Origin of the sequence: Micromonospora sp. NPDC093277, from assembly GCF_044765245.1 — a bacterium.
Taxonomy (GTDB): domain Bacteria; phylum Actinomycetota; class Actinomycetes; order Mycobacteriales; family Micromonosporaceae; genus Micromonospora.
Genome location: NZ_JBIWJO010000009.1, coordinates 199,072 through 211,615, shown reverse-complemented (window position 1 = coordinate 211,615; position 12,544 = coordinate 199,072). Strand labels below are relative to the sequence as shown.

Genomic DNA, 12,544 nt, shown 5'->3' with positions numbered 1-12,544 from the left:
GCGTCATCCGACCTAGTCCGTACGCAGCTTGCTGGCCAGGGTGAGCTTGCCGCCACTGACCTGGGCGATGATGTAGTTGTCGTAGGTCAGGGAGTGATCTGCGGCGAAGCGGAGCGTCCCGGTGAAGGTGGTGAAATCTTCGAGCCGCGGCAGGTTCTCGACGACCTTCGAGGGAGCCGGGTCCCCGGCCTGGCGCACCGCCTCCGCGAGCGCGCGAAGGGCGTCGTAGGCCTGCATGGCGTCACGGCCCGGGTCCCGTTGGTAACGGCCCTTGAAACGCGCGGCCCAGTCCGTCGCCGTCGGGAGAAGCCGTGGATCCGCGGCCATGGTGAGGAATGCGTCCTCGGCGGCCGCGCCGGCCGCCTGCAGGAACTCGGGGCTGTCCGACCCCGAGGAGGCCATGAAATAGCCGGCATAGCCGGTACGACGTAGCGCGCTCACCAGTCGTCCACCTGGTTCCGCGGCTCCCGTCCAATAGACGAAGTCCGCCTTGGACGCGGTGACGGTGCGAGCGAGCTTCGCCAGGTCAGGGTCGTTCGCTTCGGCGTTCTGGCTGGTCACCTTCAGGCCGTCGGCCTTGACCCGGTCGGTCACCAGCCCGGACAGCCGCTGTGACGCCGGCGAACCGTCCCCGAGCACCGCCACCCGCTGCGGGCTCCGGTAACCCATCCAGTGCACCGCGGCCAGCGCCTCCTGGTAGACCGTCCCCTCCATCGGGAACACCGACGGCAACCCGGCCTCGATCAGCCGGTCGGCGCGTGCGGAGGAGACCAGGAACGGCGTGCCAGCCGCGGCCACGGCGTCCGCCGCCGCCACCGCCGCGTCCTCGCACAGCCCGCCGACCACCGCCACGACGCTCTTGGTGGTCAGCTCCGTCGCCCCCTGCTCACCGGTCGCCGACGTGCAGCCACCGTCCACCACGGCCAGCTTCACCTGCCGGCCCAGCACCCCGCCCTGATCGTTGATCTCGGCGGCGGCCAGCTGCGCCCCGTCGACAAGGTCCTGGCCACGCTCAGCCAGGTCGCCGGAGAGCGGGGCCAGCACCCCGAACGTGATCTCGCCCCGCGGCCTCGGGGCACCCGCGCCCTCGTCGGAGGCGGTGCAGGCGGCGAGCAGGGCGCTCACCACCAGCGCCGTCGCGCCCAGCGCGATCCCGCGCATGGCACCTCTGCGTCGCACCGTTCCTACCTCCAGGTCCGTCACCATCGAAAGCCGGCCCGGGCGCAGCGGTCGCCACGCTCGGGCCGGTGCTCTCGCTCAGACGGTTACTTGTCGCACGAGTTCCAGCAGATCTTCTCGTCCGGCGTTCCGGCCAGCTTGCCGTCGAACCGCAGGACGTCGACACCCCGGTTGTAGTCCGCGACGTAGACCAGCCCGTTGTGCCAGTAGACGGCCGACGCCGAACCGCCGGTCACGCCCTGCCCCGACGGCACGCGGAAGTAGCCGACCTGGGTCGGGTTCCTCGGGTCCGACACGTCGAGGAAGCGGGTGCCCTGCCCGTACCACCCCTGCGCCACGATGTTGCCGTTCACCGTGAACCAGTGCGCGGAACAACTACCGCTGGTGGCCGACCCTTCCTTGCCCCACGGCGACCAGTGGCTGATCAGCTCCAGCCGGAACGGGTCCTCCGGCGTGGAACGCCAACCCTCGCCGCCGTAGCTGCCCTTCAACGAGGCGATCTTGAACTCCCCGGCCTGCGAGCAGCTCGTGACGTTCTCGTTGGTGATGTAGAGCAGCTCGCCCTTGTCGAAGTCGCCGATCTTCTCCGTGTTGTGGTACGCGTTGTGGTCGAAGAAGTCGAAGAAGTCGGTGCCCGCCGGGTTGGTGGCGATCACGGTCCCGCCCGCGTACGGCACCGGGTCGTACGCCGTCGCGACGCGGTTGCGCTTCTCGACCGGGTCGTAGTGGTTGCCCTCGGTCCAGTAGCCGCGCACGCCGCCCTCACCGGAGACCCAGGCGATGCCGTCCTTGTCGACATCGACACTGTGTACGTAGTCGGTGACCCCGTCGTGCCGACCGAGATCGACCGCCCGGTCGAAGGTGTACGGGTGCTTGATGTCGTGAATGTCGGTCACCCGCACCGGCACGCCGTTCCAGGAGGGGTCCTGGCCTGGCGTCCCCGTGTTGGCCGGACCGACCGACCACAGATACTTGCAGTCGTTGATGCAGGTGGACGTGTGCCCGGCTGGAATCGGATGGAAGGTGACGATCTCCGGCTTCCACGGATTCTTGACGTCGACGATGTAGACGCCGGACTGCCCGGTCTTGACGGTGCCACCGAAGCCGCGCGGGTCCCGAATGAGGAAGACCAGCTTGCGCTTCGGGTCGACGGTCATGTTCTCGCCTTCCCAGAACCTGTCCTGGGTGTCCCCCGGCAGGCGCAGCTCGGCCGCCGTGATCTTGGAGACCAGGGCCGGGTGCTGGGGGTCCTCCAGCGACCAGACGGCCAGGCCGCCGGTGCCGTTGGCGAACATGAAGTCGTAGCCGTACTTGTCGTACTTGATGAAGTTCAGCGCCGAGTAGCCGCTGACTCCCTTGACGTTGTCGATGAACGTGACGTTGCTTGCGACGGCGGTCGTCGGCACGTTGTGAACGTCGTCGAGGACCTCACCGCCATGGGCGGAGTTGTCCGACGGGTTCGATCCTGGGTCGGCGGCGTGCGCCGCGCCAACTCCATACAGCTGCACTGCCAAAGCGGTCGCAAGAGCGACCGCACCCGCCACGAGGGGTTTCGTTTTCACCGCATTCTCCCTTGGCGTTCTCCTTGGCGACCTCAGCGCAGCATGGGCACCGCGCGGCCGAAGAGCGTGTGTGGCACGACACTAGAGACGGCACGAGCAGACCGTCATGGTGCAGTTGTCGAGAAGGCCGCCGCAAGCCTCCGTCAATCGTCGTGATCACGCAGGGCAGCACGTCAACCAGGCCGGCGCCGCCGTGGTGACCAGAGGCGGACCGAGGTAGGGCCAGCACCACCGCAAAGGCGGACCCCAGCACCGCTGACCCACCGGCCCGTCCGGAGCAGAGTTCGTTCCATCGGTTCGAAACACCACAGCGGCACGCCGCCACGGTCGACTGCGGGCCCCGGCCGATCGGGCCGGACGAGTGAGCGCCGGACGCCCCTGGGCACAGGGGCCAGTCGAGGTCAGAGACAGGGGAAGCGAAATGCCCACGACGGTCGACAACTCGTCAATCCCGTCCGCCACCGGCACGTCGCCGGGGCGGCCGGACAGCCGGCGCCGCGCACGGAGACAACTACGCTGGGTGGCACCACTGTTGCTGAGCGCGGTCGCGTTCGTCACGTACGCGTTGCCGCCGTACCTGACGCTCGACCCGAGCCGGTCCCGGCTGCCTGCCCCGGAGGGCGTCCCGCAGTACTACCCGTTGCTGGTCGCGCACATCGTCTTCGGCTCGGTGGCCCTGCTCGCCGGATGCTTCCAGGTCTGGCCGTGGTTCCGCCGGCGCTACCCGGCCGCGCACCGGTGGATGGGCCGGGCGTACCTCTTCGGCGGGGTCTTCCCGGCGGGAATCGCCGTTCTGGGCGTCGCACCGTTCAGCAACACCGGTTTCGTCTCGCAGGTCGGCAACACCATGCTGGCGCTGCTCTGGCTCGCCACCTCGGTCGCCGGATACCGGATGGCACGGCAACGCCGGTTCGCGGAGCACCGCCGGTGGATGATCCGCAGCTTCGCGCTGACCACGTCGATCGTGCTGAACCGGGTGTGGTTGATCCTCTTCGTCGTCCTCCTGCTGCCCCAGGTCGACACGACGTACGGCGGCGACCAGGACGCGATGATCCGGGCAGCGGCCGGCGCCAGCGTCTGGATGAGCTGGGTGGTCAACCTGCTCGTCGCCGAGTGGTGGCTGGAACGCGGCGACACCCGCCGCCGGGCCCGCCGCGGCGGCCAGGCCGCCGGCCGCCGCGGAGCGGCAGCCTGACGATGTTCCTGCCAGGCGTGGTGATCCCTGCTCGGGCCTCGGCGGCCTGGAGCGTGCCGGCCGGGACTGGTGGTCGCCGTCCCGGCCGGCTGCCGACTCAGGTCACATCCTCAGCAGTGGTTGCCAGCCGTCGCGGTAACGCACGCCGCGCGGCTGCAGTCGGATCTGGTCGTGCACCGTTCCGGAGACCGGCTCGGTTCGTATTTCCTGGGGCCGGTCCACCACGACGCAGACGTCCTCGCCGGGCCACCACCAGCCGCAGGAGCGGGCCAGACCCGCCCAGGCGTCGAGGTGTTCGGCCTCGTCTGCCCCGTACCCGGCAAGGCCGAGTCGACGCAGCGTGTCGTAGTAGGCGATCCACGAAGCGTCCTGTTGCCCGTACCAGCACACGGGTAGCGGAGCATCGTCGGCCAGCGCCGCCCGCACGGGTAGGTAGTACCCGTGCGCGAGGCTCCGGTGCAGTGCCGTGCGTACGCCCTGGTGCAGCACGACACCGAGCGGAACGGCGCTGTCGAGCGCCTGCAGCGGCGCCAGTTCGGGCCACGGTTCTTTGTTCTTGCCCGTACGCACGGCTGACAGTTCCGGGTCGGTGTGAGTAACGCCCGCGCTCAGTACGCCGCGTAGCTGGGAGGCGACCATGGCGAGATCACTTGCCACTGGTGGTGTCCCGCGCGGGCGCGGGTCCCGGATCCACCCGTACAGTTGATCGAGGCTGGGCCAGCCGGCGATCAGGGGGCCCGCCTTCTCTGGCGAGTCGACCCATTCGAACCGGGGCCGGGGCCGCGATGCCCGGGCGTAAATGGCGGTCAGACAGCGTTCGGCGGTCGACTTGTCAGCCGGCTGGGTGGACAGGGCGTGGTCGAGCCATTCCTGGCGGATCCGGATCGCCTGCTGCCACAGATCGCGAGCGTCGCCGCTGCGAACGGCACGCGAAGGTTTCGCGGCGTCGTTGCGCCGCGTGGGGGCGCTCATCGCGCCAGGGCGTCGCCGCCCTTCCGGTAGGAGATCATGGAAGGAATATGGCCCACGACGCGGCACTGGCGCAAGCCTTTACCCAGCCGGGTCGGTTGCCCCTCGCCGCCGCCCGCAGCGACGGACGCTACGTCGGCCCCGACGAATTGCTCGGCCTCCTGCACGCCTTCCACGCGATCCTCACGCGCGTCCACCACGATGGCCCGGCGACGCGCCTGCGGGATCTCGTCCGCCTGCCACCGCCCCGAGCGGATGGCCCCGCTTCGCGGACCTGCCAATGGCCAGCCTCGGGTACTGGGAGTTCTCACGCCGCCCACCGACTGGTACCAACCGGCAGAACGGGCTCGCGAAGCAGGTGCCGGACGAGATTGAGGACCTGGAAACGGCCGAATTCGCCGCCGTTCAGTTCGGCCGGTCGAACGAGGCCGAATTGCAGGAAGCCGTTCACCGCCTTGGCGGCCTCCGGCAGGCTGACCCGCACGGTCTGCGCCGCCACGCCCACCGACCACGAGGCGGGCATGTCCGCCAACACGCGCAGGATCGCCGCGTGCTCCGGCGGCAGGCCCTCGACGGCGGCGGACAACGCCGTGAGGAGTCCGGCGGCCGAGGCGCTGCCGTCTTCGGTCACCGGCTCTAGGACCAGTGTCGGGGTCTGCCGTATCAGTTCCAGCAGCTCGTCGGATGTGTAGAGGGGCAGCCAGGACGACGCCGCCTTGAGGGCCAGGGGTATGCCGTCCAGGGCGCGGCTGACGTGTGCCATCGCCATGATCTGCACGGCGGACACCGGCGCGTCGGGCCGGATGCGGCGCAGGTGCGCCTTGAGCAGAGCCACTGCCGGAAAGCCTGCGGCGCGGTCCGCTCGCATGTCCTCGGGCGTCTCGGGAACGGCAAGCGGCACGAGCGGAATCTGATGAGCCGTCGGATAGCGCGATGGCGCCCGGGTGCAGGTCAACAGACTGGCGTTTCGGCAGCTTCCCAGAAATCGGGTGAGTGATTCCTGCAAGATAAGGGAGCTCGCAAGGTCGTCGATAACGACCAGAACGTGCCGGTCCCCGAGGAGTGCCGCCAACCGCAGGGACGGGTCCTCACCGCTCCGCAGGGATTGCCCGATGGCCACACACAATTCGCTCTTCGAGCTCTTCCGACTGCCGCATGCGTCAACCCGGTCCAGTTCCTGTCGACTCGCTGCACTGGTCCAGAGAACAGGGCACCGTGTGGCTTCATGGACGCGCTGCGCGATGCTCTGCGCGACTCTTGTCTTGCCTATTCCAGCGATCCCGCCGAGCGATATCCACCGGGACTGCCGGTCGGCCAGTAGCGTGGTGGCGAGGTCCACGGTCGTATCACGGCCGATCAGTGGATCGGGGTCGTGTGGGATGGCGCTGAGCCTCGGAGAGATGAACGCGTGTTCGTGCGGGCGTGCCGCGGAGACGAAGTCGGCCCTGGCCTGGTTGTCGAGTTGCAACGCGTCGGCGAGGAGGTCGACGGTCTGCTTCCGTGGGTACTTCGCGTATCCAGATTCAAGGTTCCGGATACTCCTTATGCTGACCATGGAACGGATCGCCAGTTCCGCCTGGGTGAGGCCCAGCCTGATCCTGGAGGTCTTTAGAAATATGCTGAAGCTTGCGTCAACACTACTTTTCATCATCCCCGTTTTCATGTGTCGAAACCTGCTCCGGTTCATTCCTCGAACCCAGCCAGTGAATCTGCCTCGAACAAACTCCCATCTCGTCCAGCTCGCCGCTGGCGCCCTCTCATCGTCGAGAGCCATCGCCGGCAGGAAGCTACCATTTGAACACTGTCCGTGACGATAGTTGTCAATGCGCCAACGGTCAAGGTGAACAGCAGGCGTCAGGGCCGCGATGGCAGGTTCACGGTTCGTGGCAGGCCCGGCGCCGGTCATAACCGGAAGCTCCAGGCATCTGGTCACCAGCGCAGCACGCTCGGGATCCGGGCCGGTTCGGCGGCGCGCAGCAGGCCAAGCCCGATCCCGGCGCCGCCGTGCAGCAGGCCCGGCGTCCAGACACCCGCCGGCGCGCCGGTCACCGGTCCTTCCCTGATGACCCGGTCCGCCACCACATGTGCCAGTCGAACGGCCTCATCGACAAGCTCGTCGTTCGCGCCCGCCAGGCCCGCCTCGTGGAGCAGCTCCACCACGCCCAGGCCCCCGCGGCCAAGACAGTCGTCACTCGGCCCCGGGCGGCCTCCGTCGAACAGTTTTGACCGGACCACGTCCAGACTGCACCGCAGCTCGGTGAGGAGGGCTGGTCGACGTGGTGCCAGCAGCGGCAGCCCGGCCATCCCGGCCAAGGCCAGACCGGAGCCGAGCGTGCCGTCGAGCCAACCTGAGCCGCCGGTGCCGGCGCTGGTGTCGCCCTCGGCCCAGGGCAGGTCGAGAATGCGGCCAGCCAGCCGCGCCGCCTCGGTCACCCCGATCACGTCACCCGACCGGGCCACCGCGTAGGCCCACCCGGGCGCCCCGGACCCTAATCCGGGTGGCAGGTTCTCGCCGGTGACGGCGTACCGGTCCACGGTGGCCGACACGGACGCGACCGCGTCGCGCACCAGCTGTGCCGCACCGGCTGTGGGCCGCGCGCCGAGCAGCCTGACCCCGGTGAGCGCGACCCCGGCGGCACCGGAGACGACGTCCGCCCGGGGTTGCTCCGGCAGGTTCTGCGCCATGGCGGCGACCAGGTGGTCGGCCTCGTCGAGCAGGGACGGTGCGGACCAAAGCGCAGCCAGCCGGACCAACAGATTGAGCACGGCGCCGAGGTCCTCGTAAGCGCCGATCGACATCGCCCGGAGGTCCGCAAGCGGCGGCATGCGACCGGGTCCGACCAGCCCGGCCACGGTCTCCTCCGCCAAGGTCCGGTAGCGTAGGTCGTCCGTGAACGCGGCGAGTTCAGCCAGAAACAGGGCGATACCCGTGACCCCGTGACAGCAGCCGAGCGGGGTGGTGGACACCTTCCACCGTCGCCGCCCGATCGGGTGGAGCGACAGCCATTCCACCGTGCCGTCGGTCCGGTCCCGTAGTGCCGTGTCGATCAGCCGATCGCCGATTCGGCGCGCGGCGGCTACCAGGAGATCCGACCCACCCCGCCCGCTGCCGGTGTCCGCCACGGCCTGAGTGGACAGCTCGGCCAGGGCGGCGGGCTGGGCCCGCGCCGCGGGTTCGTCCACGTCAGCCGGTCCACCCGTCGTGGCGGGTTTGCCCGACAGGGTCGGGAGCAACGTGCACAGGGAGGCGCGGACGAACCACAGCTGCCGCCGCAGGTCCTTCTCCGAGAAACCCGCCAGCCTCCGGAACACCGCCGCGAGGCCGCCGCCGGCCGGGAGGAAGTCCGGCACCACGAGGCCGTCCGGGTCGTACAGTGCGGTGCAGCCAGGCCGGGCGTGAAAGACCGGCACGTCTCCTCGCTCGATCTGGCGGAGCTCGCTCTCGACCAACGCCGCGCGCCCAGCGTATCCCTGATGGCCACTCGCCAGACGCTGCAGGAAGAGCTCCCGGTCGAAGGAGTCCCGCAGCAGGTCGGGATGCCAGAGCCGGTCCAGCAGAGCCACGTAGAAGCGGGTGTTGCGAAGGACGACCCGCACCTCGTCGGTGGCGAAGGAGGCCACCGGCCCGTCCGGATGCAGCAGTTCGTTCCGATGTGTCAGCAGCAGTCGATAGATCTCCTCGAAGCCGTTCAACACGGCCTCGGCCACCACTGGCGCGGGACCTGGCAGCCCGGCCAAGCGGGGACGGTTGGTGGTGGGCACCGCGGCGCGGGGACGATGCGTCAGCCGCATCTGGTCGGTGCCCTCATCCGTGTACGAGGGCACCGGGTAGACGGCCACGTCGCCCGGCTCCGCACCGCCGGCAAGACCGCAGACGCCGAACTGCGGAGTTCGGTCCGGCCCGGCTTCCTCGATCCGTCGCGGCAGGATCTGCACGGTGAGTACGCTCTCGCGGAGCAGGTGATCCGCGGCCGACCCGGGCTCCGGTTCGGGCGGATCGGCTGTCGATGCCGCGTAAAACAACGCCTCCAGGTCGATGTAAGCCGGGTGCTCGCCTTCGGCGATCACGTTCCAGGCGTGCAGGTCATATCCGCGCAGTGCGTGGAACAACGCCAGGTGGGCGCCCTGGCGCCAGGAGAAGCGCGTCAGCGCGTCCCGGTCCGGGCAAGGTGCGGTCCGCACGTATCGCGCCCAGCCGTATGAGCCGCGGTCGATCACGGGGACCGCGCGCAGGGTGTGCCGAGGGTCCCGCTCGTTGATCCAGCCGATCAGTTGGTTCACGTGTTGCTCCACGGCAAGGCTGCGCGGCTTGTAGACCACCCGCACGTCGTTCTCGTAGCCAACGACAGCGACCGCCCGGCCGCCGCGGTGGGTGTCGCCGGCGCCGAACCGGATCTCACGTACGGCGGTGAGGCCCTCCGCCGGCGCGCCGAACGTCTCGTGCAGCACCGCCGCGTCATCGACGAGCCGCTGCGCCAGTTCGGCCCGTACGCGAATCCAGGTCCGCACGTGTGCCACCACTTCCCGGGCGAGCACCGGGTACGCGGCCAGGAGGTCCAGCGCCGCCTGCGGGTCGGTCAGCCCGGCCGTGAACGACGCGAAGCGCTCCTGAGTCGTGGCGCCGTGCAGGCGGTCCTGCACACGTTGGACGTGCAACTCCAGCAGGAGGACTCGCTTGACCATGCCGAGGATGTGGTCGGTGTCGGGGATCAGCAGGGGGTGCGCGGCGGTCAGCCGGGCCGGTTCGTTCACGAGCTTCTCAAGCATCGGTCGCAGCTGCTCCTGTGCCCAGGTAAGCAGGGGCCGGACCCAGTCGAGCAGGCATGCGTCCGCCAGCATCGAGTCAGCCGACAGGCGGCCGGGATGGCCGTCGGAGGGGCCGGCTGCGGGGACGGCCGGTCGCTGGACGGGAAACTTCCGCCACGCCTCGGTGACGGTGCGCAGCCAGCCCGGTGGCTCGGGCAACCGGCGGTGCAGCGATGTGGCGGTTTCACCGGCCAGCGCGGTGAGGTCGGCGCCGAGATGAGGCCAGCCCGGTGGAGGGCCGGTCAGGCCTCGGACGATCCGGCCCGCCCGCCAGAACTCCAGCCGTCGCCGGGCGTATTCCAGTTCTGCAGCGCTCACCGGGCCGGGGTGCGGCCACCGGTCTGCGAGTGGGACACCGAGGCACCACCTGGGATCTCCGGGGCCATCGGTCTGCACGCGCACTCCTTCGCGTCGGTTCGCCGTCGTCAGTCCTCGGGGAGGTCGTCGGCGTCCAGCACGCCGACCGGGCTCGCCGGTAGGCGCGCCAACTCCTCATCGCTCAGCGATGCCCGGAAGACGTGGTCGCGCCAGGCGCGGACGACCTCGTCCGCCCGTGGCGGCGGCTGCTCATCCATATTCGCGCCGGTCACGTGGCACCTCTGCAATATCAGCCCGGCAGCGGCCGGGGCGGGCGTCCGAGCAGGCCCGAGTGCGCCGGAGCCACGAAGTGGCCCCGGCGCACTCCGCCGTCGCGTGGACGGCGACGCCTCAGAAGACGCTGGTGTCCTTCAGGACGCTGGTGTCCGCCACGACGCTGGTGTCCTTCACGACGCTGGTGTCCGCAAGGACGCTGGTGTCGGCCACGACGCTGGTGTCCGCCACGATGCTGGTGTCCCGACGGGCCGCCGCTGCGGCACGCTGAGCGTACTTCTTCATACTGTTCACCTCCTCTCAAGTGGCCGGCGGATGAAATACGGATCGGGGCAGCACGGGAAATGCCGCGACCAATGCCGCAGCAAATATCCGCAACCCGCCACTTCCGCCACCGGTCGCCGATCCCGGAATTGTTTCCACCATCGCCGGCGGAGACGTCAGGCCCGATGAAACTTTCTGCGTTCATTTCGGCGTTCGCCGGGCCTGGATGATTTCTACCCACCAGTCCCGACGCCGTCAACGCGCAGGAGCGAAGCTGCCGGGAGGCTCGCTGCTGGCGAATCTACTGCTGACCAATGCCGGCGCTGCCGGTTGCTGCCGCGGCGCGCCGCCGCTCGACGAAACTGCAGCCGAGCTGCCGCCATACTGCCGGTCAACTTCCTGCTACTACTCGATGTCCGCGAACTAAACTGACGAGCAGTAATTGCGGAACGGGTGCGCGTCTGGGTACCGGCTGCGTCGCCCACGCCGTTTCCGCCACACGGGGAATTTGACAGATTGGCGGGTGAAATGCGCGCTGAAGCGCTCTCTCCTCTGCCCTCTCAACTGCGACCCGCCGACGTCAACGCGATCGCCGAAGCATGGCATTGGATGACCGACCTGAATCAGGAGTTGCGGGTAGATGTGGAGGCGTACCGTAGCCCCAATCTGATCCAGGCCCTCGAGATTGTCGAGCAGGGCACCTTCCGGGCGGGAGGCTCCGCCCGCTGCATCCCCTCGGCTGGCGCGATCTTCCCGTACGACCTCGTGATGCTGACCCGGGGCACCGCCACCGACGGCGCGATGCTGTTCCGCCTCGATCTGATGCGCCGCGCCGCTGTCCTGCTACCGGTGGCCGCCGACCGGATGCAGCGGACGCTGGAGACAGGGCTGATCCCAGACGGCGATGTCGTTGCCGACGTGCTGATTCTGAGCCGGCCATGGTTGTCGATGCGGAAGTACGGGCAGCGCGGCTATTTGTACGCTCAGCTCGATGCCGGGCATGCCGCGACCAACCTACTCGGGACGGCCCTCGACCGAGGACCGGCCGCGCTACGTCTGCGAGTGCCCCGTGACGAGGTCAGGGAGCAGCTCAGGGAGGTGCTCCCCTACCGCGAGCTCCACTCGGTGCTGTCCCTGGGGCCGGCCGCCCAGTCACCGGACCTGCGCGCCTGGTCGTCCGTGCGCCAGCACGGCGACGCCGGTCCGGAACGCCATCGGGACCTGGAGCGCTACTGCTGGTCCGGCATACCCCGGCACCTGATCGAGGGACGCGGCCAGCCCCGGCCTGTGGTCGACCGGCCACTGATCGGCCCGGCCATCGGTCTCGCCGCCGGCGAGCCGATCGAGCGAGGACGATGGCGAGAGTTGGCCCACCTGAGGCGCTCCTGTAAACAGTTCTCCGATGATCCGCCGGCCGGCCCGGCCGTCGACGCGGCCGCGAAGGCGCTGGCGACCTCGCTCCCGACGGACCTGCCCCGTCTCCTCGACGACGGTCTGCGAGTGACCCTGGCCGTCGCTCCCGGACCGCTGGCGGACTTCTGCCGATCCCGGCTGCCCGGCTCCAGTGTTGATGTCGTCGTCTCGGACCAGCTGTCGGACCGGGACGTGATCCGGCGCGCCTGCATGGGCCAGCAGCACCTCGGCGCGGCGGGCGCCTTCATCCTGTGCCATGTCAAACGGGATCTGCTGGTCTCCGATGCCGACGGGCAGACGTTGCGGGATGCCATCTTCCGAGCCGCGTCGATTGTCCAACTGCTCTACCTCGGCGGGGCCCGGAGCGGCATAGCCGTCACCGCCGTCGGCGGTCAGGACGTCACAACCTGGCGCTGCCTCGCCGGGATGCCCGCGGACAACGAGCTGCTGTACATGTTGGCGCTGGGCCGCGACAAGGCGGGCCTGCCGAAGTTCGACCGTGCCGAGCTGGCCTATGCGCACGGCGAATAGCTGGGCTGTCTCGGCTTGCGAATGGCGGACGAGG

Annotated in this window: 10 protein-coding genes; 2 read left to right on the top strand and 8 right to left on the bottom strand. The window is 69.3% G+C overall.

Annotation, left to right across the window (positions count from 1 at the left end):
* Positions 1-12 precede the first annotated feature (12 nt).
* Positions 13-1,179, bottom strand: a complete 1,167-nt coding sequence (locus ACIRG9_RS21335; protein ID WP_402858434.1) for an ABC transporter substrate-binding protein — start codon at positions 1,177-1,179, stop codon at positions 13-15.
* An 86-nt stretch (positions 1,180-1,265) separates the two neighbouring features.
* The gene (locus ACIRG9_RS21330) at positions 1,266-2,585 is read right to left on the bottom strand and encodes an LVIVD repeat-containing protein (RefSeq protein WP_402858431.1); all 1,320 of its coding nucleotides are present in this window, start codon (positions 2,583-2,585) and stop codon (positions 1,266-1,268) included.
* Positions 2,586-3,162: 577 nt separating this feature from the next.
* Here ACIRG9_RS21330 and ACIRG9_RS21325 point away from each other — a divergent pair.
* The gene (locus ACIRG9_RS21325; protein WP_402858428.1) at positions 3,163-3,936 is read left to right on the top strand and encodes a DUF2306 domain-containing protein; all 774 of its coding nucleotides are present in this window, start codon (positions 3,163-3,165) and stop codon (positions 3,934-3,936) included.
* Between the two features lie 102 nt (positions 3,937-4,038).
* Here ACIRG9_RS21325 and ACIRG9_RS21320 read toward each other — a convergent pair whose 3' ends face one another.
* From ACIRG9_RS21320 to ACIRG9_RS21295, 6 genes are all read right to left on the bottom strand, one after another.
* Positions 4,039-4,908, bottom strand: coding sequence for a DUF6745 domain-containing protein (locus ACIRG9_RS21320; RefSeq protein WP_402858425.1), 870 nt, complete (start codon positions 4,906-4,908; stop codon positions 4,039-4,041).
* Positions 4,905-5,081 carry a hypothetical protein gene (locus ACIRG9_RS21315; RefSeq protein ID WP_402858422.1) on the bottom strand — a complete coding sequence of 59 codons (177 nt, stop codon included), beginning with the start codon at positions 5,079-5,081 and terminating at the stop codon, positions 4,905-4,907. The genes ACIRG9_RS21320 and ACIRG9_RS21315 overlap by 4 nt, the downstream gene beginning before the upstream one ends.
* A gap of 131 nt (positions 5,082-5,212) precedes the next feature.
* Positions 5,213-6,568, bottom strand: a complete 1,356-nt coding sequence (locus ACIRG9_RS21310; protein WP_402858419.1) for a helix-turn-helix domain-containing protein — start codon at positions 6,566-6,568, stop codon at positions 5,213-5,215.
* Between the two features lie 266 nt (positions 6,569-6,834).
* Positions 6,835-10,029, bottom strand: a complete 3,195-nt coding sequence (locus ACIRG9_RS21305; protein WP_402858416.1) for a type 2 lanthipeptide synthetase LanM family protein — start codon at positions 10,027-10,029, stop codon at positions 6,835-6,837.
* 107 nt (positions 10,030-10,136) lie between these two features.
* On the bottom strand, positions 10,137-10,301 hold the full coding sequence (locus ACIRG9_RS21300) for a mersacidin/lichenicidin family type 2 lantibiotic (RefSeq protein WP_402858413.1): 165 nt from the start codon (positions 10,299-10,301) through the stop codon (positions 10,137-10,139).
* A 118-nt stretch (positions 10,302-10,419) separates the two neighbouring features.
* On the bottom strand, positions 10,420-10,587 hold the full coding sequence (locus tag ACIRG9_RS21295; protein ID WP_402858410.1) for a hypothetical protein: 168 nt from the start codon (positions 10,585-10,587) through the stop codon (positions 10,420-10,422).
* 432 nt (positions 10,588-11,019) lie between these two features.
* On the opposite strand from ACIRG9_RS21295, the gene ACIRG9_RS21290 reads away from it, so the two are divergent.
* Entirely contained in the window at positions 11,020-12,510 is a 1,491-nt protein-coding gene (locus tag ACIRG9_RS21290) for a hypothetical protein (protein WP_402858407.1), read from the top strand.
* The last annotated feature ends 34 nt before the right edge of the window (positions 12,511-12,544 follow it).

Bases quoted from the DNA above. Each gene is read 5' to 3' on its own strand.
- ACIRG9_RS21325 (WP_402858428.1), top strand. From the start codon at position 3,163: ATGCCCACGACGGTCGACAACTCGTCAATCCCGTCCGCCACCGGCACG.
- ACIRG9_RS21320 (WP_402858425.1), bottom strand. From the start codon at position 4,908: ATGAGCGCCCCCACGCGGCGCAACGACGCCGCGAAACCTTCGCGTGCC.
- ACIRG9_RS21310 (WP_402858419.1), bottom strand. From the start codon at position 6,568: ATGAAAACGGGGATGATGAAAAGTAGTGTTGACGCAAGCTTCAGCATA.
- ACIRG9_RS21295 (WP_402858410.1), bottom strand. From the start codon at position 10,587: ATGAAGAAGTACGCTCAGCGTGCCGCAGCGGCGGCCCGTCGGGACACC.